General features: G+C 59.3%; 21 protein-coding genes. 7 read left to right on the forward strand and 14 right to left on the reverse strand.

All coding sequences use genetic code 11. The features are described from left to right. Positions 1-4: 4 nt before the first annotated feature. From AB4N76_RS11080 to coq7, 5 genes are all read left to right on the forward strand, one after another. Entirely contained in the window at positions 5-973 is a 969-nt protein-coding gene (locus AB4N76_RS11080) for an NAD(P)H-dependent flavin oxidoreductase (protein ID WP_077431174.1), read from the forward strand. An 80-nt stretch (positions 974-1,053) separates the two neighbouring features. Then, on the forward strand, positions 1,054-2,031 hold the full coding sequence (locus AB4N76_RS11085; RefSeq protein ID WP_460164461.1) for a DUF805 domain-containing protein: 978 nt from the start codon (positions 1,054-1,056) through the stop codon (positions 2,029-2,031). A 61-nt stretch (positions 2,032-2,092) separates the two neighbouring features. Next, positions 2,093-2,881, forward strand: coding sequence for an SDR family NAD(P)-dependent oxidoreductase (locus AB4N76_RS11090; protein WP_046030042.1), 789 nt, complete (start codon positions 2,093-2,095; stop codon positions 2,879-2,881). Between the two features lie 80 nt (positions 2,882-2,961). Continuing rightward, positions 2,962-3,300: a histidine triad nucleotide-binding protein gene (locus AB4N76_RS11095; RefSeq protein WP_046030041.1), complete on the forward strand. Its 339-nt coding sequence runs from the start codon at positions 2,962-2,964 to the stop codon at positions 3,298-3,300. 148 nt (positions 3,301-3,448) lie between these two features. After that, positions 3,449-4,096, forward strand: a complete 648-nt coding sequence (gene coq7, locus AB4N76_RS11100) for a 2-polyprenyl-3-methyl-6-methoxy-1,4-benzoquinone monooxygenase (RefSeq protein ID WP_046030035.1) — start codon at positions 3,449-3,451, stop codon at positions 4,094-4,096. Positions 4,097-4,232: 136 nt separating this feature from the next. Here the strand turns inward: coq7 and speD are convergent, their stop codons facing one another. Then, on the reverse strand, positions 4,233-5,024 hold the full coding sequence (gene speD, locus AB4N76_RS11105; protein ID WP_046030033.1) for an adenosylmethionine decarboxylase: 792 nt from the start codon (positions 5,022-5,024) through the stop codon (positions 4,233-4,235). A 237-nt stretch (positions 5,025-5,261) separates the two neighbouring features. Further along, complete coding sequence (locus AB4N76_RS11110) at positions 5,262-5,684, reverse strand: OsmC family protein (RefSeq protein ID WP_007941657.1); 423 nt, start codon at positions 5,682-5,684, stop codon at positions 5,262-5,264. Between the two features lie 237 nt (positions 5,685-5,921). Between AB4N76_RS11110 and crp the strand changes: the two genes are divergently transcribed. Next, a complete protein-coding gene (crp, locus tag AB4N76_RS11115) occupies positions 5,922-6,566 on the forward strand; it encodes a cAMP-activated global transcriptional regulator CRP (RefSeq protein WP_046030029.1) in 645 nt (214 codons plus the stop codon). Here the strand turns inward: crp and AB4N76_RS11120 are convergent. From AB4N76_RS11120 to AB4N76_RS11135, 4 genes are all read right to left on the reverse strand, one after another. Further along, positions 6,563-7,264: a lipoate--protein ligase family protein gene (locus AB4N76_RS11120; RefSeq protein ID WP_460164462.1), complete on the reverse strand. Its 702-nt coding sequence runs from the start codon at positions 7,262-7,264 to the stop codon at positions 6,563-6,565. The genes crp and AB4N76_RS11120 overlap by 4 nt on opposite strands. 146 nt (positions 7,265-7,410) lie before the next feature. Further along, positions 7,411-8,247, reverse strand: coding sequence for an indole-3-glycerol phosphate synthase TrpC (gene trpC / locus AB4N76_RS11125; RefSeq protein WP_077431171.1), 837 nt, complete (start codon positions 8,245-8,247; stop codon positions 7,411-7,413). After that, positions 8,244-9,293 carry an anthranilate phosphoribosyltransferase gene (gene trpD / locus AB4N76_RS11130; RefSeq protein WP_046030023.1) on the reverse strand — a complete coding sequence of 350 codons (1,050 nt, stop codon included), beginning with the start codon at positions 9,291-9,293 and terminating at the stop codon, positions 8,244-8,246. The genes trpC and trpD overlap by 4 nt, the downstream gene beginning before the upstream one ends. Before the next feature lie 9 nt (positions 9,294-9,302). After that, complete coding sequence (locus AB4N76_RS11135; RefSeq protein ID WP_007980194.1) at positions 9,303-9,896, reverse strand: aminodeoxychorismate/anthranilate synthase component II; 594 nt, start codon at positions 9,894-9,896, stop codon at positions 9,303-9,305. Between the two features lie 408 nt (positions 9,897-10,304). Here AB4N76_RS11135 and estP point away from each other — a divergent pair, with 408 nt between their 5' ends. After that, positions 10,305-12,215: an esterase EstP gene (gene estP, locus AB4N76_RS11140; protein ID WP_046030022.1), complete on the forward strand. Its 1,911-nt coding sequence runs from the start codon at positions 10,305-10,307 to the stop codon at positions 12,213-12,215. Between the two features lie 172 nt (positions 12,216-12,387). On the opposite strand, the gene trpE is transcribed toward estP, so the two are convergent. The 8 genes from trpE to AB4N76_RS11180 form a co-directional block, all read right to left on the reverse strand. Further along, on the reverse strand, positions 12,388-13,869 hold the full coding sequence (gene trpE, locus AB4N76_RS11145) for an anthranilate synthase component I (RefSeq protein WP_460164463.1): 1,482 nt from the start codon (positions 13,867-13,869) through the stop codon (positions 12,388-12,390). 71 nt (positions 13,870-13,940) lie between these two features. After that, positions 13,941-14,759 carry a phosphoglycolate phosphatase gene (locus tag AB4N76_RS11150; protein ID WP_046030020.1) on the reverse strand — a complete coding sequence of 273 codons (819 nt, stop codon included), beginning with the start codon at positions 14,757-14,759 and terminating at the stop codon, positions 13,941-13,943. Further along, the gene (rpe, locus tag AB4N76_RS11155; protein ID WP_046030019.1) at positions 14,756-15,430 is read right to left on the reverse strand and encodes a ribulose-phosphate 3-epimerase; all 675 of its coding nucleotides are present in this window, start codon (positions 15,428-15,430) and stop codon (positions 14,756-14,758) included. Before rpe ends, AB4N76_RS11150 begins: the two co-directional genes overlap by 4 nt. 116 nt (positions 15,431-15,546) lie before the next feature. Next, the gene (locus AB4N76_RS11160) at positions 15,547-16,695 is read right to left on the reverse strand and encodes an iron-containing alcohol dehydrogenase (RefSeq protein WP_046030018.1); all 1,149 of its coding nucleotides are present in this window, start codon (positions 16,693-16,695) and stop codon (positions 15,547-15,549) included. A gap of 221 nt (positions 16,696-16,916) precedes the next feature. Then, complete coding sequence (locus AB4N76_RS11165) at positions 16,917-17,741, reverse strand: ABC transporter permease (RefSeq protein WP_027926741.1); 825 nt, start codon at positions 17,739-17,741, stop codon at positions 16,917-16,919. 12 nt (positions 17,742-17,753) lie between these two features. Next, positions 17,754-19,001, reverse strand: a complete 1,248-nt coding sequence (locus AB4N76_RS11170; protein ID WP_046030015.1) for an ABC transporter permease — start codon at positions 18,999-19,001, stop codon at positions 17,754-17,756. 171 nt (positions 19,002-19,172) lie between these two features. After that, entirely contained in the window at positions 19,173-20,216 is a 1,044-nt protein-coding gene (locus AB4N76_RS11175) for an ABC transporter substrate-binding protein (protein WP_046030014.1), read from the reverse strand. A 48-nt stretch (positions 20,217-20,264) separates the two neighbouring features. Further along, entirely contained in the window at positions 20,265-21,389 is a 1,125-nt protein-coding gene (locus AB4N76_RS11180; RefSeq protein WP_046030013.1) for an ABC transporter ATP-binding protein, read from the reverse strand. Positions 21,390-21,521 lie beyond the last annotated feature (132 nt).

Below are 21,521 nucleotides of genomic sequence, written 5' to 3' on the forward strand. Positions count from 1 at the left end.
TCCAATGTCGCTGCCCGCTCTGCTCGATCAACGTCTGCGTCTGCCTGTGGTGGCTGCGCCGATGTTCCTGATTTCCAACCCGCAACTGGTGCTCGCTTGTTGCCGAAATGGCGTGGTGGGGAGCTTTCCCGCGTTGAACCAGCGCGAAAGCAGCGGCTTCAAGGCCTGGCTGGAAGAGATCGAAGCCGGGTTGGCGGCAATGGAAAACCCGGCACCCTATGCGGTCAACCTGATCGTCCACAACAGCAACCCGCGCCTGCAAGCGGATCTGCAGATCTGCATCGAGCACAAAGTGCCGATCGTGATCACAAGCCTGGGCGCCGTGAAAGAAGTGGTCGACGCTGTACACAGCTACGGCGGCCTGGTGTTTCACGACGTGACGACTCGCCGTCATGCGGAAAAAGCCGCCGAAGCCGGCGTGGACGGCTTGATTGCCGTGGCCGCGGGTGCCGGTGGACACGCCGGGACCTGGAGCCCGTTTTCGCTGATCGCCGAGATCCGCCAGTTCTTCGACAAGACCCTGCTGCTGGCCGGCTGCCTGAACCATGGCCACGAGATTCTCGCCGCGCAATTGCTGGGGGCGGATTTGGCCTACTTCGGTACGCGATTTATCGGTACCACTGAAAGTCATGCACCTGACGCCTACAAAGAGATGCTACTGACGTCCCGGGCGGCGGACATCGTCCATACTCCAGCCGTCTCGGGTGTACCGGCGAGCTTCATGCGTCAAAGCCTTGAAGCGGCGGGCTTCGACATGGCCGCCCTGCAAAACAAGGGGGAGGTGAACTTCGGTTCCAAACTGAAACCCATCAGCGATGAAGCCAAGGCCTGGAAAACCGTGTGGTCTGCAGGTCAGGGGGTCGGGGAAATCGATGACCTGCCGAGCGTCGACCAACTGGTCGCACGGCTGGACGACGAATACCGCAAGGCATTGGCACTGGCCGCGTCGTTGCCCAAGCGCTGGCCACGCTAAAATGAAAGTTTGGCCAGCCCCTACCGGCTGGCCTTACACTCGATTCCTAATTCAAACACTCGCGACAAGGATGCCTCGCAATGAGCGAAAACCGTTTCAAGATCACATTCAACGGCGCTCTGCTGCCAGGTGTTGACCTCACCACCGCAAAACTCAACCTCGCCGCGCTGTACAAAAGCGAGGTCGCTGCCGTCGAAAGACTGTTCAATGGCCAGACGGTGACGCTTAAACAAGGCTTGTCGCAAGCCGACGCAAAAACCTACCTTCAAGCGCTGACGAAAACCGGTATCGACGCCCGAGTCGAAGCCGAGCCCGCGGTCGAGTTGAACCTGGCCGACGTCCAGCATCACGCTCCAGCCAGCATTCAACCTGCCCCGACGGACCCGGAATCCCCGTACGCGCCGCCCCGCGCGACTGTCGGCGAAACCGAACCCGTGTTCGCCACGCTCAAGCCATTCAGCGTCGAAGGCCGCATCGGCCGCTTGCGTTATCTTGCGTGGACGATGGTCCTGACCCTGGTCATGCTTGCGGTAGGCTCGGTGCTGGCCGTTTTCGCCATCGCCCTTATTAGTGCAGACTCGACGGCGGGCCTGATTGTCGGTGGCCTGGTGGCGCTGATCCTGTTTATCGCAGTGGCCGTGGTCAGCATTCAGATCAGCGTGCAGCGCCTGCACGACATTGGCTGGTCGGGCTGGCTCTGGTTACTCAACCTCGTCCCGTTCGTGGGTAGCTTCTTCCCGATCGTGATCATGGTCGCACCCGGCACCAACATCGCCAATCGCTATGGCCCACCGCCGCCGCCCAACAGCACAGCGGTCAAAGCACTGGCTTCGTTGTGGATCGTGTTTATCGCCATCGTCTTCGTTGGGGCACTGGCCGGCGGTTTCAGCGCGATTCAGGAAGAATATGAAAGCTCCACTCAAAGCAGCTATGACAGCGGCGCGGTGACCACCGAAGAAATCGACGTCGAGCCAGCCGAAGCTGCTGAACCTGCACCAGATTCTGCAGACGATGAAGCCGAAGAAGCCCCGGCCCCTGTAGACTCTGCGAAAGAATAAACAGCGCTCCCCGCCCGTGACACCTGCGTCGCGGCGCGGAGCTGTTGCGATGGAGAACTGCATGACCCGTTACGCTCTGATCACCGGCGCTTCCAGCGGCATCGGCCTGGCGATGGCCGAAGCGCTGGCCCGGCGTGGCCGCAGCCTGATTCTGGTGGCCCGACAGCGTGATCAGCTGGAAAGTATTGCGATTGAACTGACTCAACGTTTTGGCGTGGAAGTGCTTTTCCGTGCCTGCGACCTCGGCGAGCCGCTCCGGCTGTCAGGGTTTCTGCTGGAACTGGAGGAAGGTGACCGACAAATCGATTTGCTGGTCAATTGTGCGGGCATGGGTACCTGCGGTCCCTTTCTGGCTCAAGACTGGATGACCGAGCAGGACCTGATCGAAGTGAACATCCTGGCGCTCACCCGCCTGTGCCATGCCATCGGAAACAGCATGGCCTTGCAGGGTGGCGGGCAGATCCTCAATGTGGCCTCGGTCGCCGCATTTATCCCCGGCCCCTGGATGAGCACTTACTACGCCAGCAAGGCGTATGTGCTGCATTTTTCCGAAGGTCTGCGCGTCGAGCTGAAAAAATGCGCGGTCAAGGTCTCGGTGCTCTGCCCCGGCCCGACGCGCACCGGTTTTTTCCGTACCGCGCAACTGGACACCGGCAAACTGATCGATAACAAAATGCTGATGAGCCCTGAAGAAGTGGCGCTGTACACCGTACGGGCCCTGGAAAAAGATCGCGCGATCATTATCCCGGGCCGAGGAAACCGTTGGCGCGCCTTTCTGCCACGGCTCGGTTCTCGCTGGTTGAACAGGACAATCGTCGGCATGATCAACAAGGCTTACTGCCCCCGCTGAAGGGTCCTACGGTAAAACACTGGGCGAGGGCATTCCCCATGAGTACACTCGGGCCAGCCAAAACAACGGAGAAAACAGCTGTGGATACTCTGTTCACCAAGATCATCAACCGGGAAATCCCGGCCAGGATCATCTACGAGGACGACCAGGTACTGGCCTTCCACGACATCGCCCCACAGGCACCGGTGCATTTTCTGGTGATCCCGAAAAAACCGGTGCGCACCCTTAACGACCTCACCGAGGACGACAAGGCACTGGCTGGACATATTCTGTTCACCGCCCAACGCCTGGCCCTGGAATTGGGCTGTGAAAAAGGCTTCCGCGTTGTCATGAACTGCAATGAAGAAGGTGGGCAAACCGTCTATCACATTCATATGCACGTGCTGGGTCAGCGCCAGATGCATTGGCCGCCGGGCTGATTGCAATTGATCCTGTGGGCGTGGCGCACCGCCGCTCCCACAACGGCATCACAGCACTGTCACAACAACTGCAGCACAATGACCCAGCGCAAACCTTCCCCCGGCCGATTGGGTTAAACTGGCCGCCGAGATTTTCCCGGAGGTCAGCATGACTACCCAACGTCACTATTCGCCGATTGACCGTCTTCTGCTGCAAGCCGATGCCGCCATGCGCACCCTGCTGCCCTTCAGTGGCCAGCCTTACCGTCCGTCGCCAGCCATCGTCCAGCCCGATGCGCAGATGAGCGATGAAGACACCCGGCACGTGGCCGGCCTGATGCGCATCAACCATACCGGTGAAGTCTGTGCCCAGGCGTTGTACCAAGGTCAAGCCCTGACCGCCAAGCTGCCGCATGTGCGCGAGGCCATGGAACATGCAGCCGAAGAAGAAATCGACCATCTGGTCTGGTGCGAGCAACGCATCCATCAATTGGGCAGCCATACCAGCATTCTTAATCCGCTGTTTTACGGCATGTCGTTCGGGATTGGCGCAGTTGCCGGGTTGATCAGCGACAAAGTCAGCCTCGGGTTCGTTGCCGCCACCGAACATCAAGTGTGCAAACACTTGAACGAACACCTTGAGCAATTGCCGGCAGGAGATGAAAAATCCCGGGCGATTCTCGAGCAGATGCGCATTGATGAAGAACATCATGCGGAAAGCGCACTGGATGCTGGCGGCTTCCGCTTCCCGGCACCGGTGAAGTTCGGGATGAGCCTGTTGGCCAAAGTGATGACCAAGAGTACTTATCGGATCTGACCGTAGGAGCATGGCTTGCCCGCGATGGCGATCTCGAGGACGCTATCGCGGGCAAGCCATGCTCCTGCAAAGGTTTTGCGACAGACATAAAAAAGGCGACTGCCGTGAGGGAGTCGCCTTTTTTTGCCCGTAAATCTTACGCCATGTTGCGTGCGTAGAAGATCTCTAGCATTTCGTGTTTCACACGGTCAGTCACCTGAGCACGTTGCTCGGAAGACAGGTTGTTGGTGGCGTCACCGAACAGGTAGTTATCCAGTTCGAAATTCTTCAGCAGCATTTTGGTGTGGAACAGGTTTTCCTGGTACACGTTTACGTCGGTCATCTGGTACGCGTCGTAAGTGTCGTCGGACAGGTAGTTCTGGATCGAGTTGATCTCGTGATCGATGAAGTGCTTCTTGCCTTCAACATCGCGGGTAAAGCCGCGCACACGATAGTCCACGGTCACGATGTCCGAATCGAACTGGTGAATCAGGAAGTTGAGCGCTTTAAGCGGTGAAATGACCCCGCAAGTCGACACATCGATGTCCACACGGAAAGTTGCAATACCGCTGACCGGATGGATTTCCGGGTAGGTGTGCACCGTGATGTGGCTCTTGTCGAGGTGGGCCAGGATAATTTCAGGCAGTGGGCCCGGGGACTCTTCGATCTGGCTGTCGGTCGGGGTCACCGGCTCTTCAGAGATCAGAATTGTGACGCTGGCACCCTGTGGTTCGTAGTCCTGACTGGCGATGTTCAGGATGTTGGCACCAATGATATCGACAACTTCCGTGAGGATCTGCGTCAGGCGTTTCGCGTTGTACTCTTTATTGATGTACTCAACGTAGGCCTGTTGGTCTTGCGGGGTTTCCGCGTAGCAGATGTCATAGATGTTGAAGCTCAAGGTCTTTGTCAGGTTATTGAACCCGTGGAGCTTGAGTTTGCTTTTCACCGTTAAAAACTCTCTATGTATTGCGGCCCGGCCGCGTGATCAAGCATGCCCGTCAGATGCGAACGACGCACCTGCGTAGGACGGTTAACACCTCTTCGCGATGGCGATTTTGGTTGTCTGTTCGGGACTGCGGCCTGTCGGTTGACAGGCCACGACCCTGAAAAAGTGGCGCATTATGCAGACGTCAGCTTGGGTTCGCCAGAGTCTGCACCGCTTTTATGATAGTTGAATGTCGACTCAACCGAGTTCGATGATCTCGTAGTCGTGGGTAATCGCCACGCCTGCCGCGCCGAGCATGATCGAAGCCGAGCAATACTTCTCAGCCGACAGCTCAATAGCGCGTTTGACCTGGGCTTCTTTCAGCCCACGGCCCTTGACCACGAAGTGCATGTGAATCTTGGTGAAGACCTTCGGGTCTTCGGTGGCACGCTCGGCTTCGAGGAAGGCTTCACAGCTTTCGACGGCCTGGCGGGACTTCTTGAGGATGCTCACCACGTCGAAGTTACTGCAACCGCCGACACCCAGCAGGAGCATTTCCATCGGCCGGACACCCAGGTTACGACCGCCGGCATCGGGCGGACCGTCCATGACCACGACATGACCGCTGCCGGATTCACCGAGGAACATGGCTTCGCCAGCCCATTGGATGCGTGCCTTCATCGCCAAGACTCCACTGTCTAAAAAAAGGGTCGCCAGCTTAGCACAGGGCCCTGGTTTGACAGCGTTTCGCCTTCCTGGGACGCAAGTGTCGACGCCGTAGGTAAATGTTCGAATGTTGCAGGAAGTGTCTGTTAAGCTGACGCCAATTCACTGGCGCATGGCCAGCTTTGCATTGACCATTGTCAGCGACTCATAAAAAAACCAAAACACACCGTGAAGTCTTTTCGGGATACAACCATGGTTGCTATTGCCCCAACACCCAAAATCAAGAACCTCGACAAGCTGTTGATGCATTGTCAGCGTCGGCGCTATGCGGCCAAGAGCAACATCATTTGTGCGGGTGATCGCTCGGAAACGTTGTTCTTCATCATCAAAGGCTCTGTCACGATCCTGATTGAGGATGACGATGGTCGTGAAATGATCATCGCCTACCTGAACGCCGGGGACTTTTTTGGTGAGCTGGGCCTGTTTGAACAGGCTGGCCTGGAACAGCAGCGCAGCGCCTGGGTACGCGCCAAGATTGAATGCGAAGTCGCGGAAATCAGCTACGCGAAATTCCGCGAGCTGTCCCAGCAAGATCCCGACATTCTTTACGTGCTTAGCGGACAAATCGCACAGCGTCTGCGCAACACCACGAAAAAGGTCGGTGACCTGGCGTTCTTCGACGTCACTGGGCGCGTCGCCCGTTGCCTGCTGGAGCTGTGCAAACAGCCGGACGCGATGACTCACCCGGATGGCATGCAGATCAAAGTGACCCGCCAGGAAATCGGGCGGATTGTCGGCTGTTCGCGAGAAATGGTCGGCCGCGTGCTCAAGGATCTGGAAGAGCGCAACCTGGTGGACGTCAAAGGCAAGACCATGGTGGTCTTCGGCACGCGTTAACCTTCGAACATCTCTGCCAGCAACTGGCGATACAGCGTGTCGAGCCGCCCGAGTGCATCGGGCGCGGCGAACTTCTCATGCAAGGCGATATGGCTTTCGGCGCGAACCCGTTGCTCCAGACCGCAGGCTTCATTGAAGCGGTTGACCGCCGCGACCATCGATTCGCGCTCGTTTTCCAGCAACAAAGCACCGTGAACCAGACCGACCGGACGCGTACCGCCCTTGCTCTGGCGCCAGCGTTGAGCGGTGCCGACCATTTTGCGACCGTCGAGGTTGACGTTGAAACGGCCATCGCAGAACGCGCCGTCGATTTCGCCAAGGGACGACTTGCCGCCCAACTCTTCCAGTAACTGACAGATCGGATCGCAGAGTCGGCGATAAGCGGTTTCAATCCGGTTCTGGTCACCTTCACTGCGGGGTGGCGCGTAGACCAGGGCAATGTTGATAGTGGACGCCGATTGCGGCACCGGCTCACCGCCGGTTTCACGCAGAAGAACCGGCCAACCGGCTGCTGCGGACACTTCACACGCAGTCTCGAAACCGGGCAAGCGATTCAAACGGCGCGGCATGACCAGCGCCCGATCACTCGGCTGCCAGAACAGCAGGCCGAACTCGGCGTCGCCGGCGCAGACCGAGGCCAACAGATCCTGTTCGGCTTGCAGGCCGGTTTCGACGGTCAGAGAGAGGATTGAGGTCATAAGGTATTCCGTTGGACATGAAGTCTGTGGTGGTACTTATGCCGCCATCGTCGGAACGCCGCCCGGAGACAAGCTCGGCTTCTACATGGGTTCTCCTGTAGGAGCCGAGCCTGCTCGGCGATGGGGTCGACTCGGTCTGCGTGTAATCAGTCGAGTGTAGAACCACTCACCGCGATACCACGCTCCGGGAAGAACAGACGTTGCAGCTCGGTCCCCGGGCTTTCGGCGCGCATGAACGCTTCGCCGACCAGGAAGGCGTAGACGTCGCTGATTTCCATCAGTTCGACATCGGCACGGTTGAGAATGCCGCTCTCGGTGATGACCAGGCGATCACGCGGGATACGCGGCAACAAGTCGAGGGTGGTTTCCAGGCTGACATCGAAGGTGTGCAGGTTGCGGTTGTTGATGCCGACCAGTGGGGTGTCGAGGGTTTTCAAGGCCCGCTCCAGCTCGTCGCCATCGTGGACTTCCACCAGCACATCGAGATTGACGCTTTTGGCCACGGCCGCCAACTCGGCCATCTTCACGTTATCCAGCGCGGAGACGATCAACAGCACGCAGTCGGCACCCAGCGCCCGGGCTTCGACGATCTGGTAAGGATCGATCATGAAGTCCTTGCGGATCACCGGCAGTTTGCACGCGGCCCGGGCCTGTTGCAGGTAGGCATCGGCGCCTTGGAAAAAATCGATATCGGTCAGCACCGACAAACACGTCGCGCCGCCCTTCTCGTAGCTTTTGGCGATGTCGGCAGGAACGAAGTTCTCGCGGATCACGCCCTTGCTCGGCGAGGCTTTCTTGATTTCGGCAATCACCGCTGGCTGCTTGAGCTTGGCTTGCGCCAACATCGCCTTGGCAAAACCACGGGGTGCATCGGCCGCCTTGGCCAGACTTTCCAGCTCGGCCAGGCTCACACGAGCGCTGCGCTCGGCGACTTCCTGGACCTTGCGCGCCAGAATGTTTTCCAGAACCGTCGGTACACTCATCCTTCATTCTCCACTTTGAATACCGCGGTAAATGCACCCAACTCCTCCAGCTTCTCGCGAGCGAGGCCTGTGTGCAGCGCATCGTGCGCCAGGGCAACGCCTTCTTTCAAACTGGTTGCATGGTCAGCGGCATACAACGCGGCACCGGCATTGAGCATGATCATTTCGGCAGCTTTCTGACCGCTTTCGGTTTTGCGTTTGCCCAAGGCATCGCGAATCAGCTCCAGCGAAGCATCCGGGCTATCGACGGCCAGCCCATGCAGGCTCTGGCTCTTCATGCCGAGGTCTTCCGGCTCGACCCAATACTCGGTGATCTGGTCATTCTTCAATTCGGCCACAAAGGTCGGCGCTGCCAGACTGAATTCGTCCAGGCCATCCTTCGAGTGCACCACCAGCACATGCTTGCTGCCCAGTCGCTGCAGGACTTCAGCCAATGGCCGGCACAACGCCTGGTTGAACACGCCCACCACCTGATGCTTCACACCGGCCGGATTCGTAAGCGGGCCGAGCATGTTGAACAAGGTACGCAGGCCAAGATCCTTGCGCGGACCGGCGGCGTACTTCATGGCACGGTGGTGAGTCTGGGCGAACATGAAACCGATGCCGACGTTGTCGATGCAACGTGCCACCTGCACCGGCGTCAGGTTCAGGTAGATGCCCGCCGCTTCCAGCAAATCGGCGCTGCCGCTTTTGCCCGACACCGCACGGTTACCGTGCTTGGCCACGGTGCAACCCGCCGCTGCAACAACGAAGGAGGAAGCGGTCGACACGTTGAAGATATTCGCACCGTCACCGCCGGTACCGACCACATCAACCACACCGTCGAGGGTCTTGAGTTCGACCTTGTCCGCCAGCTCGCGCATGACCGACACGGCGCCGACGATTTCGTCGATGCTTTCGCTCTTCATGCGCATGGCCATCATGAACGCGCCAATCTGTGCGTCGGTGCATTGGCCGGTCATGATTTCGCGCATCACATCGCGCATCTCATCGGTGCTGAGGTCGAGGTGATCGACGATACGGCCCAGGGCTGTCTTGATATTCATGAAAAGTCCTTAGCGCGTGCCGCCGGTTTGTTTGAGGAAGTTAGCGAACAATTCGTGGCCCTGTTCGGTGAGGATCGACTCAGGGTGGAACTGCACGCCTTCGATGTTCAGTGTCTTGTGGCGCAACCCCATGATCTCGTCGACCGAACCGTCTTCAAGCTGCGTCCATGCCGTCAACTCCAGGCAATCGGGCAGGGTTTCGCGCTTGACGATCAGCGAGTGATAACGGGTCACGGTCAATGGGCGATTCAGCCCTGCGAATACGCCCTTGTCCTCGTGGAATACCGGGCTAGTCTTACCGTGCATGACTTGACGGGCGCGGACCACATCACCACCAAAGGCCTGGCCGATGGACTGGTGGCCGAGGCAGACGCCCAGGATAGGCAGTTTGCCGGCGAAATGCTTGATCGCTTCGATCGAGATACCGGCTTCAGTCGGGGTGCAAGGACCGGGGGACACCACGATGCGCTCGGGGTTGAGGGCTTCGATTTCAGCGATGGTCAGCTCATCGTTGCGCACAACCTTGACCTGGGAGCCAAGCTCACCGAGGTACTGCACAACGTTGTAAGTAAAGGAGTCGTAGTTATCGATCATCAGCAACATGGCGTTTTTGAACCTCTTGAATTCACTGACTTTAAAGATGGCCTTCGAATGATCGACCCGCAGGGCGTTGCGCTTTATCAGGTGCTGGAGTAGCGCCAGCAAAGCGGCATTTCAAACGGGTAGAAGGCAAAGCGGTACAGGTCCGGCGGGGCCGGCAAAAGAATTCAGGCGCGCCAACGCCAGCGGGCGTGTGCCTTGATGACTTGATCCAGGAGTTTACTGATGATCAACACGGGGAAGGTCTCATTCATACGTCTCGGCACAGTAACTTAGCTGGGCAGAGCGTGCAATATGGCCGGGGCTGCTGCTTGCGAAACTATCAAAGGCTTCGCGACGGATGGCAAAAGGCCGGAAGTTTTTGGTACTGTCGTTTCGTTCACCTAAAACAATAAATAAACGGACTTGCTCATGATCAAACAGACGTTGTTTGTACCGCTCGCAGGATGCTTGCTCGCAATGGCCTGCGCCCAGGCGTACGCCGCGCCGAATCCATACACCAGTTTCGTCGTCTTCGGCGACAGCCTCAACGACGCCGGGACCTTTGCCGACACCGGCGGACCTGCCGGGGCGACACAACGCTTTACCAACCGGACGGGGCCGGTTTATCTGGATGGCAGCGGCGAAGTCCGCTCACTCAACTCCACGCAGATACTGGGTGGAAAACTCGGGTTCTCGGCGGACCAGACCGCTTCATCGAACTCGGCGGTCCGCGCCAGCAACGGCCAGCCCGATGGTAATAACTGGGCCGTCGGCGGTTATCGCACCGATCAGATTCTCGATTCGATCACCACCACGTCCGACACGGGGGCTCGTGTCCGTGCCGGATACTTGCCGTCGAACAACTTCCGTGCCGACCCGAACGCACTGTATTACCTGTCGGGTGGCGGTAACGACTTCCTGCAAGGTCGCGTTACCAGCCTGCCCCAAGCCAGTGCCGCCGCCGACCGACTGGCCGACAGCGTGCAGACGCTGCAAGGCGCCGGCGCCCGCTACGTCATGGTCTGGCTGCTGCCCGACATCGGCTTCACCCCTGCATTCAACGGTTCCCCGCTGCAAGCATTCACGTCTCAGCTCAGCGCCCAGTTCAACACCGAACTGGTCAGCCGACTGCAGAACATCAATGCTGAAATCATCCCGCTCAACATTCCGGTACTGCTCAAAGAGACGTTCGCCAACCCGGCGCAATTTGGCCTGGCCACCGACCAGAACCTGAGCGCCACCTGCTTCAGCGGCAACAGCTGCACTGAAAACGCCCGTTACGGCATCAACAGCGCCACACCCGATCCGACCAAGCTGATCTACAACGACGCGGTGCACCCCACCGAAACCGGGCAGCGCCTGATTGCCGATTACGCGTACTCGCTGTTGGCGGCGCCGTGGGAACTGACGCTATTGCCGCAAATGGCCCAAGGCACCTTGCGTGCGCATCAGGATGAACTGCGCAACCAATGGCTGGCCGATTGGGAAAACTGGCAAGGCGTCGGCCAATGGCGCGCCATTGTTGCCGGCGGTGGCCAGCATCAGGACTTTGACGGGCAGGACAGTGTCGTCAGCGCCGACGGTAACGGTTACAACCTGAACATCGGTGGCAGCTACCGCCTCAACGATGCCTGGCGCGTCGGCGTGGCCGCCGGTTTCTATGACCAGAAACTCGAAGCCGGTGCGAGCGACTCCGACTACAAGCTCAACACGTATATGGGCACGGCATTCGCCCAGTACCAGGAAAACCGCGTATGGGCTGACGCAGCGTTGACCGCCGGGCATCTGGATTACGACAGCCTCAAGCGTAAATTCCAGTTGGGTGCCAATAAACGCGGTGAAAAAGGCGATACCAGTGGCTACGTCGAAGCCTTCAGCGCTCGCATCGGTTATGACATTGCGCAGCAAGCCAGCAGTCCTTGGCACCTGTCGCCCTTTGTCAGCGCTGATTTCGCCAAGGTGAAGGTCGACGGTTACTCGGAAGACGGCGCTGATGCCACAGCGCTGACCTTTGCCGATCAAGAAAGCATCTCCCGGCGCCTGGGTATCGGTTTGCAGGGCAAATACCAGATCACGCCACAAACCCAGGTGTTTGGCGAAGTGGCTCACGAGCGTGAGTACAACGACGACGCCCAGGACGTGTCCATTCACCTCAACAGCCTGCCGAACAATCAGTTCACGCTGGAAGGCTACACCCCGCAAACCAACCTGAACCGTGTGAACCTGGGTGTGAGCCACAACCTCACCAAGGACCTGGCACTGCGCGCCAGCTACGTCATTCGCAAGGATGACGACTTCACTCAACAAGGCATCAACGTGGGTGTTGCGCTGGACTTCTAAATCGCAGGTCATAAAAAACGCGGCGCCCTCACAGGCGCCGCGTTTTTTTATGCCCGCAAATCCAATGTGGGAGCGAGCCGGCTCGCGATAGCGGAGTGTCAGTCGACATCAATAGTGAATGTCAGTCCGTCATCGCGAGCAGGCTCGCTCCTACAGGGGGTATTGCGTGAACTCAGGCGTCCGGGGTCTGTTCTGCCAAAGCTACGGCACGGAACATTGCGCGGCGTTTGTTCAGGGTTTCTTCCCATTCCAGCGCCGGGACCGAGTCGGCGACGATGCCGCCACCGGCCTGCACGTGCAGTTCGCCGTTCTTGATCACGGCGGTACGGATCGCAATCGCCGTGTCCATGTTGCCGTTCCAGGCAAAGTAACCGACCGCGCCGCCGTAGACACCGCGCTTCACCGGTTCCAGCTCATCGATGATCTCCATCGCGCGAATCTTCGGTGCACCCGACAACGTACCGGCCGGCAGAATCGCCCGCAGCGCGTCCATCGCCGTCAGCCCGGCCTTCAACTGCCCGGTAACGTTGGACACGATGTGCATCACGTTGGAATAACGCTCAATGACCATCTTCTCGGTGAGTTTCACCGAACCGACTTCCGAAACCCGACCGGTGTCGTTACGACCCAAGTCGATCAGCATCAGGTGCTCGGCGATCTCCTTGTCGTCCGACAGCAGGTCTTTTTCCAGCGCCAGATCGGCCTCTTCGTTGGCCCCGCGTGGACGGGTACCGGCAATCGGGCGCACGGTGATCAGGTTGTCTTCGACCCGCACCAGCACTTCCGGGGAACTGCCAACGACATGGAAGTCGCCGAAGTTGAAGAAGTACATGTAAGGCGTCGGGTTGAAGCAGCGCAACGCCCGGTACAGATCGATAGGTGCTGCCTTGAAGTCAATCGACATGCGCTGGGACGGTACGACCTGCATGCAGTCACCGGCCAGGATGTATTCCTTGATGGTGTCGACAGCTTTTTCGTAATCGTCCTGGGTGAAGCTCGAACGGAACACCGGATCAGCCGACTGTTGCTTGCTGAAATCCAGGCCACGGCGCGGCGTGATCGGCTGACGGAGTTTTTCCAGCAGCTCTTCCAGACGCTCCTGGCCTTGCCCGAACGCACCGGCCTGCGACGGATCGGCGAGCACAATCGCGTGCATCTTGCCGGCGAGGTTGTCGAACACCACCACCGCATCGGAGACCATCAGCAGAATGTCCGGCACGCCCAGTGGATCCGGGTTCGGGCATTTGCCCAGACGCTTCTCCACATACCGCACGCAGTCATAACCGAAATAGCCCACCAGACCGCCGTTGAAACGTGGCAGACCAGCGATGGTCGGCACGTTGTAACGGGCCTTGAAGGTTTCGACGAACGCCAGCGGGTCTTCAACGTCGTGGCTTTCGGTCTCGACACCGTCGACGGTCACACTGACATGATGGTCATGCACCCGCAGCACGGTGCGGCATGGCAGGCCGATAATCGAATAACGGCCCCACTTCTCCCCGCCCTGAACCGATTCCAGCAGGTAGGAGTTCGGCTCGTCGGCCAGTTTCAGGTAGATCGACAGCGGCGTGTCGAAGTCAGCCAGGGTTTCGCAGGCAAGCGGGATGCGGTTGTAGCCGGCAGCGGCCAAACGCAGGAATTCTTCGCGGATCATGGGGTAGCCTCGTGGCTTGAGGGTCTAACAGTCAGGTATGCAAACGCGCCGGTATGCCGGCCAGGAACAAGTCAGGCGCGCCAACGCCAGCGGGCCAGGGCCTTGATGACTTTCATCCAGAGTTTGCGAGTGACCACCACGATGGCGTTTCCAGCAGGGGGTTGAACAGCGTCGAGCAACGTTATCTCAGCGGCCGGATCCAGGCAACCGGGAATTAGCTTGCGCAGATCGTCGATGACCAGCGCTGGCGATTCCTCGGCAATCGGCCGGCCATGGTTGTAGCCATAACTGAGCGCCACACACTTGACCCCCGCCGCTTTTGCCGCCTGCACATCGCTGCGCGAATCGCCGACGAACAAGGATTGCGAAGCCGGAATGTTGGCCATTTTCATTACGAAAAACAGCGCGGCCGGATCGGGTTTCTTCTGCGGCAGGGTATCGCCGCCGATGATCCATTTGAAGTAGCGGCCGATTTTCATCTGATCCAGCAGCGGCGCGACGAAACGCTCCGGCTTGTTGGTGATCAGCGCCATCTCGACACCCTGCTTGTGCAGCCACTTCAAGGTGTCGCGCACACCGGGATAGACCACGGTCAGTTCATGGCTTGCGCCATAAGCCTGCATAAAAATTTCCAGCGCGTGTTCGGCCTCGACGTCATCGACGGCCGCATGCTCGATGCCACCCGCCAATGCACGACGCACCAATACCGGCGCGCCGTTACCGACCCATTCACGGACCGACTCGATGCCGGCAGGCTTGCGGCCCAGCTTGAGCAGCATGTGATCCACAGCCGCTGCGAGGTCCGGGACCGAATCGATCAGCGTGCCATCCAGATCGAACATCACCAGCCGCGGCAGACGCCCCGGGAACAGCTGCTCAAAACCACTCATGGGCGAGCCAACGCCAGCTCGGCGCGCATCTTCTCGATCACTTCCTGATAGTTCGGCGCGTTGAAAATTGCCGAACCGGCGACGAAGGTGTCAGCCCCCGCCGCCGCGATTTCACGAATGTTGTTCACGTTCACGCCGCCGTCGATTTCCAGGCGAATGTCACGCCCGGAGGCATCGATCAACGCCCGTGCTTCACGCAGTTTGTCGAGGGTGCCGGGAATGAACTTCTGCCCGCCGAAGCCCGGGTTGACGCTCATCAGCAAGATCATGTCGACCTTGTCCATCACGTACTTGAGCACGTCGAGCGGGGTCGCCGGGTTGAACACCAGGCCCGACTTGCAGCCGCCCTCGCGGATCAATTGCAGCGAGCGGTCGACGTGCTGCGAGGCTTCCGGGTGGAAGGTGATGTAAGTCGCGCCGGCTTCGATGAAGTCACCGACGATACGGTCCACCGGGCTGACCATCAGGTGCGCGTCGATCGGCGCGGTCACGCCGTATTTGCGCAACGCAGCGCACACCATCGGGCCAATGGTCAGGTTCGGTACGTAGTGGTTGTCCATGACATCGAAGTGCACGAAGTCGGCGCCGGCGGCCAGGACGTTGTCCACTTCTTCACCCAGGCGGGCGAAGTCGGCGGAGAGAATCGACGGAGCAATGACGAAGGGCTGCATGACGCACCTTTTTTGAGCAGAATCACGATGGCGCGCATTGTATACCTCATACTTTGGCGCGCGCACTGTGACCGCGATGATTGGGGCTGCCTTCGATCAATAAGTCACGAGGAGCTCTAGTACGCCGCCCGATAGATTTTCTCGATATCGACGGCGCTCAATTTGCGCGGATTGTTGCGCATCAGGCGCTCGATCCCCGCCGCTTCTGCGGCCATCGCCGGGATGGCGTCTTCGGGAACGCCGAAGCTGCGCAGCCCTTGCGGAATTTCCACCGCAGCGCACAACCCGGTCATCGCCTCCACGGCTTTATCTGCCGCTTCGTTGGCACTCAGATGAGCGGTCTTCACCCCCATGGCCTCGGCAATATCCTGCATGCGTTCGACGCAGGCCATCTTGTTCCAGGTCATGACATAGGGCAGCAGCAAGGCGTTGCTGACGCCGTGGGCGATGTTGAAACGTCCGCCCAGCGGATACGCCAACGCATGCACCGCGCCGACCCCGGCATTGCCGAACGCCATGCCCGCCATCAGGCTGGCGGTGGCCATGTCTTCGCGGGCTTGCAGGTTGGACGGATTGGCATAGGCCTTGGGCAGCGCCTTGGCGATCAGCTTGATGGCGCCGATGGCGAGGGCGTCGGTGATCGGCGAAGCGTTGACGGACAGGTAGGATTCAATGGCATGCACCAGCGCATCGACGCCGCTGGCAGCGGTGACACCGCGCGGGCAAGTCAGGGTCATTTGCGGGCTGACCAGCGCCACGTCCGGTAACAGATAGTCGCTGACGATACCTTTTTTCAGCTGCGCGACCTTGTCGGAAAGGATCGCCACGTTGGTGACTTCAGAGCCGGTGCCGGCGGTGGTCGGGATCGCGATCAGCGGCGGCCCTTTGCGCGGCACCTGGTCGATGCCGAACAAATCTTCCAGCGCGCCGTGGTAACCGGCATACGCCGCCACGCTCTTGGCAATGTCGATGGCACTGCCGCCGCCCAGACCGATCAAGCCGTCATGCCCGCCGTCGCGATACACCCGCATGCAGTCTTCGACGATGGCGATTTCCGGGTCTGGCAGCACCCGATCAAATATCTCGTAGGTCCGGTCCCCCAGCTGTGCCAGCGCCAGTTCGACCGTGCCGGACTTGACCAGCGCCGCATCAGTGACAATCAGCGGGTTATCGACATCAAGACGCGTCAGTTCAGCGGCGAGCTGCTCGATGGCACCTGCGCCGGTGATCAGTTTGTGAGCGATTTTGAAAGAGGAAAGACTCATCGTGCGCAGCCTCTTATAGGTAGGGGAGCTGGGCACAATAGTAGCTGGGGATTGGGGTTTGTCTGCTATTCAGCTCGTGAATGACCAACGATCCCGAAAACACCCCAAAACAACTGTGGGAGCGAGCTTGCTCGCGATGGCGGCGTGTCAGTCAACCTTAGTGTTGAATGTCAGGGCGCTATCGCGAGCAAGCTCGCTCCCACAGGGGATGGTGCAGGGCTTTAGACCTGGGCGGTGCGCAGTTTCTCGCTACGCCCACGCAGCCATTCCAGGGTCAGCAGCAGGATCACCGAGAAGGCGATCAACAGCGTCGCGGCGGCGGCGATGGTCGGGCTGAGGTTTTCGCGGATCCCGCTGAACATCTGCCGTGGCAGGGTGGCTTGCTCGGGACCGGCGAGGAACAACGTCACCACCACTTCATCGAACGAGGTTGCGAAGGCAAACAGCGCACCGGAGATCACGCCCGGCGCAATTAGCGGCAACGTCACCCGGCGAAACGCAGTCAGCGGCGATGCACCAAGGCTTGCAGCGGCACGCACCAGGTTATGGTTGAAGCCCTGCAACGTCGCCGACACGGTGATAATCACAAACGGCACACCCAACACCGCGTGCACCACGATCAGCGAGAAGAAGCTATTGCCCAATCCGAGCGGGGCAAAGAACAGGTAACTCGCCACGCCAATGATCACCACCGGCACCACCATCGGCGAAATCACCAGTGCCATGACCAGCGCCTTGCCAGGAAAATCGCCGCGTGTCAGGCCAATCGCCGCGAGTGTGCCGAAGACCATCGCCAGCACCGTCGCCGCCGGGGCAACAATGATGCTGTTCTTCAGTGCGCGCATCCATTCGGCCGAGGCGAAGAAGTCCTGATACCAGTGCAGCGAAAAGCCTTGCAGCGGGTACACCAGGAAACTGCCTGAGTTGAACGACAGCGGAATGATCACCAGCACCGGCAGAATCAGGAACAACAGAATCAAGCCGCAGAGAATCCGCAAACTGTAGAACCACACCCGCTCGACGGGCGACATATAAGGACTCAGCATTTCGTTCTCCCCTTAGCTCAGGCGCAGGCGGCTGGCGCCCACCAGCCAGCTGTAAATCAGATAAAGCACCACCGTCGCCAGGAGCAGCAGGCCGCCGAGTGCGGTCGCCATGCCCCAGTTGATGCTGGTGTTGGTGTAGAAGGCGACGAAGTAGCTGACCATCTGATCGTTCGGGCTGCCCAGCAATGCCGGGGTGATGTAGTAGCCGATGGCGAGGATGAACACCAACAGGCAACCGGCGCCGACACCGGCATAGGTCTGCGGGAAGTACACCCGCCAGAAGCTTGCAAACGGATGGCAGCCGAGGGAAATCGCGGCACGCATGTAGGTGGGCGAGATGCCTTTCATCACGCTGTAGATCGGCAGGATCATGAACGGCAGCAGAATGTGCACCATCGAGATGTAGACGCCGACACGGTTGAACACCAGCTCCAGCGGTTTATCGATGATGCCCATAGCCATTAGGCCGCTGTTAATCAGGCCGCCCGATTGCAACAACACGATCCATGCCGCAACACGCACCAGGATCGAGGTCCAGAACGGCAGCAGCACCAGAATCATCAACAGGTTGCTTTGACGCGAAGGCAGGTTCGCCAGCAGGTAGGCCAGTGGGTACGCCAATACCAGGCAAATGGCCGTGATGATCAGCCCCATCCAGAAGGTCCGGGCGAAAATGTCGAGGTAGATCGCCTGGTCAGGGGTGGCCGGGGCAATTTCGCCGAGGTCGTCAATGCGATGATCGACAGCCGCCAGCAAGTAGTAAGGCGTAATGCTGCTGACGTTGCGGCGTACCGCCTGCCAGTAGGCTGGATCACCCCAACGCTCGTCGAGACCTTCCAGCGCTTCTTTATAGGAGGTCGGTTCGGTGGCGAACGGCAAGGCGCGAGCCGTTTTGGTCAGCAGGCTGCGATAGCCGGCCAATTCCATGTTCAGGCGCTTGGACAAATCGCCCAGGGTTTGATTCTTGCGGGCTTCGGCGAGGTCTTCGCTGGCCGCTTTGTAAACTGGTTCAGCGGGCAAGCCTCGGCCGTCCCAGCTGGCGATGGCCGACACGGTGCGCGGCATGCCGCCGACCACTTCCGGGTTGCCCACGCTTTTGTAGAGCAGCGCCACGATTGGCACCAGGAACACCAGCAACAGAAACAGCACCAGGGGCGCGATCAAGGCCTGGGCTTTCCAGCGGTTGACCCGCTCGGCGTGCTTGAGTCGCTGCTTCAAGGTGGGGTCAGTGCCCGCGTTCAGGGGAATGGCGGTGGCCATGGCGTACTCCGGAAATCTTTTTTATCGTTGCAGAGGCATACAAACAACCTGTGGGAGCGAGCTTGCTCGCGATGGGGGCATTCCATCCGACATCGATGTTGACTGCCCCACTGCTATCGCGAGCAAGCTCGCTCCCACAAGGATTGCGGTGTTCAAACCACAGGGTTGTGCTTACTTCGCAGCCCAGGAGTTGAAGCGCTGCTCCAGTTGCTCGCCGTTGTCAGCCCAGAAGCTGACGTCGATCTGCACCTGGTTGGCGATGTTTTCCGGGGTGGTCGGCATGTCTTTCAGGACATCCTTGGACAGCAACGGAACGGCTTGGGTATTGGCCGGGCCGTAAGCGATGTTTTCCGAGTAGGTCTTCTGCTGCTGTGGCATCACCGAGAAAGCGATGAACTTCTTCGCCGCTTCAGCGCGTGCCTTGTCCAGGCCTTTTGGAATCGCCCACGCGTCGAAGTCGTAGATGCCGCCATTCCACACGACTTTCAGATTGCTTTCTTTCTGTACGGCAGCGATCCGGCCGTTGTAGGCCGAACTCATGACCACGTCACCGGAGGCGAGGTACTGCGGCGGTTGTGCGCCAGCTTCCCACCACTGGATGCTTGGCTTGAGTTCATCGAGCTTCTTGAACGCGCGGTCCTGACCATCTTTGCCGGCCAGCACTTTGTAGACGTCTTTCGGCGCAACGCCGTCGGCCATCAGAGCGAATTCCAGGGTGTACTTGGCGCCTTTACGCAGGCCACGTTTGCCCGGGAATTTCTTGGTGTCCCAGAAATCCACCCAGCTGGTTGGCGCGGAAGCCAGTTTGTCGGCGTTGTAGGCCAGCACGGTCGACCACACGAAGAAGCCTACGCCGCATGGCTGGATGGCGCCTTTGACGTAGTCTTCGGTTTTGCCGAACAACTTCGGATCCAGCTGCTCGAACATGTCTTCGTCGCAACCACGGGACAGTTCTGGCGATTCAACTTCGACCAGGTCCCAGGACACGCTCTTGGTGTCGACCATGGCTTTGACCTTGGCCATTTCACCGTTGTACTCGCCCGCCACGATCTTGCCGTTGCCTGCCGCTTCCCACGGTGCGTAGAAGGCTTTGACCTGCGCAGCCTTGTTCGCCCCGCCAAAGGACACCACGGTCAGGTCCGGGCCGGCAGCCATTGCGCTTGCCGCCCCCATCATGCCCAGTGCCAGAGCGGTGAATTTCAGGGATCTCAACATTTATTGTTCTCTCCACGTGCAGGGTTGGTGTTGTTGAAGCCGGGGCGATCAGTTCGCCTCTAAAAGTGGGTCGAGCGCGCGAACGTGTTCGACCTGCCAGCCAAGCGGTACCACGTCGCCGACAGCCAGCGCGGGATCGAGCTCGGCAATCGGTTGTTTCACGAAGAAGTCAGTCTTGCCGCAGACTTCCAGGCGAACCCGGACGTGGTCGCCCAGATAGATGAATTCCGCCACCCTCCCTGAGAAGCGGTTGACGCATGACTCGCTGGAACCATTGAGGCTGATACGCTCGGGGCGAATCGACAGGGTGACGGGTTCGCCGGTCTTGCCGACGTTGACCGCCAGCGCTTCAACCTTCTCGCCGCGACCCAGTTCAACGATGCAGCGGTCGCCGGTCTGGCTATGCAAGCGGCCGTTGAGGCGGTTGTTCTCGCCGATGAAGTTGGCGACGAAGGTGTTTTTCGGTTCTTCGTAAAGCGTACGCGGCGGTGCGATCTGTTGAATTTCACCTTGATGGAACACCGCAACCCGGTCAGACATCGTCAGGGCTTCGCCCTGGTCGTGAGTCACGTAGACCACGGTCACACCGAGGCGTTGATGCAGGTGCTTGATCTCCATCTGCATGTGTTCGCGCAGTTGCTTATCGAGTGCGCCGAGCGGTTCGTCCATCAGCACCAGTTGCGGCTCGAACACCAACGCACGGGCCAACGCCACACGCTGTTGCTGACCGCCGGACAGTTGGGCCGGATAACGTTGAGCAAAGGCGTCGAGTTGCACCATGCTCAGGACGCGCTTGACCTTGTCGCTGACATCGCTCTTGTTCAGACCGCGCACGGTCAACGGGAACGCGAGGTTCTCGGCGACCGTCATGTGCGGGAACAATGCGTAGTTCTGGAACACCATGCCAATGTCGCGCTTGTGCGGCGGCACGTTATTGATGGCGCGCCCGGCCAACAGGATTTCGCCCGCGGTCGGGGTTTCGAAACCGGCGAGCATCATCAGGCTGGTGGTCTTGCCGGAGCCGGACGGCCCGAGCAAGGTGAGGAATTCGCCTTTGCGAATGTCCAGGTTGAGGTCTTTGACGATCAGGTTCTCGCCGTCGTAGCTTTTTTGCACTCCACGAAAGCTGACCAGAATATCGCTGGCCCCTGCGCTTGAATCGACCTGGCTCATACCCACACCTTTGTTATTGATGACTGCTGTGGGACTAAGCCTAGTGGACCCTGCCGACCACGCAAATCGGGGTGCAGGAGAGAATCGCCTCAGCCGGACGGAAGGCTCGGGGTAGGGATTGCCCTACAAGGA

Source organism: Pseudomonas sp. S2_F03, assembly GCF_054668335.1.

What these genes read in the sequence shown, in the direction of transcription:
- AB4N76_RS11080 (WP_077431174.1), top strand. Translation starts at nt 5, where the DNA reads ATGTCGCTGCCCGCTCTGCTCGATCAACGTCTGCGTCTGCCTGTGGTG.
- AB4N76_RS11085 (WP_460164461.1), top strand. Translation starts at nt 1,054, where the DNA reads ATGAGCGAAAACCGTTTCAAGATCACATTCAACGGCGCTCTGCTGCCA.
- AB4N76_RS11090 (WP_046030042.1), top strand. Translation starts at nt 2,093, where the DNA reads ATGACCCGTTACGCTCTGATCACCGGCGCTTCCAGCGGCATCGGCCTG.
- coq7 (WP_046030035.1), top strand. Translation starts at nt 3,449, where the DNA reads ATGACTACCCAACGTCACTATTCGCCGATTGACCGTCTTCTGCTGCAA.
- AB4N76_RS11110 (WP_007941657.1), bottom strand. Translation starts at nt 5,684, where the DNA reads ATGAAGGCACGCATCCAATGGGCTGGCGAAGCCATGTTCCTCGGTGAA.
- crp (WP_046030029.1), top strand. Translation starts at nt 5,922, where the DNA reads ATGGTTGCTATTGCCCCAACACCCAAAATCAAGAACCTCGACAAGCTG.
- AB4N76_RS11120 (WP_460164462.1), bottom strand. Translation starts at nt 7,264, where the DNA reads ATGACCTCAATCCTCTCTCTGACCGTCGAAACCGGCCTGCAAGCCGAA.
- trpC (WP_077431171.1), bottom strand. Translation starts at nt 8,247, where the DNA reads ATGAGTGTACCGACGGTTCTGGAAAACATTCTGGCGCGCAAGGTCCAG.
- trpD (WP_046030023.1), bottom strand. Translation starts at nt 9,293, where the DNA reads ATGAATATCAAGACAGCCCTGGGCCGTATCGTCGATCACCTCGACCTC.
- AB4N76_RS11135 (WP_007980194.1), bottom strand. Translation starts at nt 9,896, where the DNA reads ATGTTGCTGATGATCGATAACTACGACTCCTTTACTTACAACGTTGTG.
- estP (WP_046030022.1), top strand. Translation starts at nt 10,305, where the DNA reads ATGATCAAACAGACGTTGTTTGTACCGCTCGCAGGATGCTTGCTCGCA.
- trpE (WP_460164463.1), bottom strand. Translation starts at nt 13,869, where the DNA reads ATGATCCGCGAAGAATTCCTGCGTTTGGCCGCTGCCGGCTACAACCGC.
- AB4N76_RS11150 (WP_046030020.1), bottom strand. Translation starts at nt 14,759, where the DNA reads ATGAGTGGTTTTGAGCAGCTGTTCCCGGGGCGTCTGCCGCGGCTGGTG.
- rpe (WP_046030019.1), bottom strand. Translation starts at nt 15,430, where the DNA reads ATGCAGCCCTTCGTCATTGCTCCGTCGATTCTCTCCGCCGACTTCGCC.
- AB4N76_RS11160 (WP_046030018.1), bottom strand. Translation starts at nt 16,695, where the DNA reads ATGAGTCTTTCCTCTTTCAAAATCGCTCACAAACTGATCACCGGCGCA.
- AB4N76_RS11165 (WP_027926741.1), bottom strand. Translation starts at nt 17,741, where the DNA reads ATGCTGAGTCCTTATATGTCGCCCGTCGAGCGGGTGTGGTTCTACAGT.
- AB4N76_RS11170 (WP_046030015.1), bottom strand. Translation starts at nt 19,001, where the DNA reads ATGGCCACCGCCATTCCCCTGAACGCGGGCACTGACCCCACCTTGAAG.
- AB4N76_RS11175 (WP_046030014.1), bottom strand. Translation starts at nt 20,216, where the DNA reads ATGTTGAGATCCCTGAAATTCACCGCTCTGGCACTGGGCATGATGGGG.
- AB4N76_RS11180 (WP_046030013.1), bottom strand. Translation starts at nt 21,389, where the DNA reads ATGAGCCAGGTCGATTCAAGCGCAGGGGCCAGCGATATTCTGGTCAGC.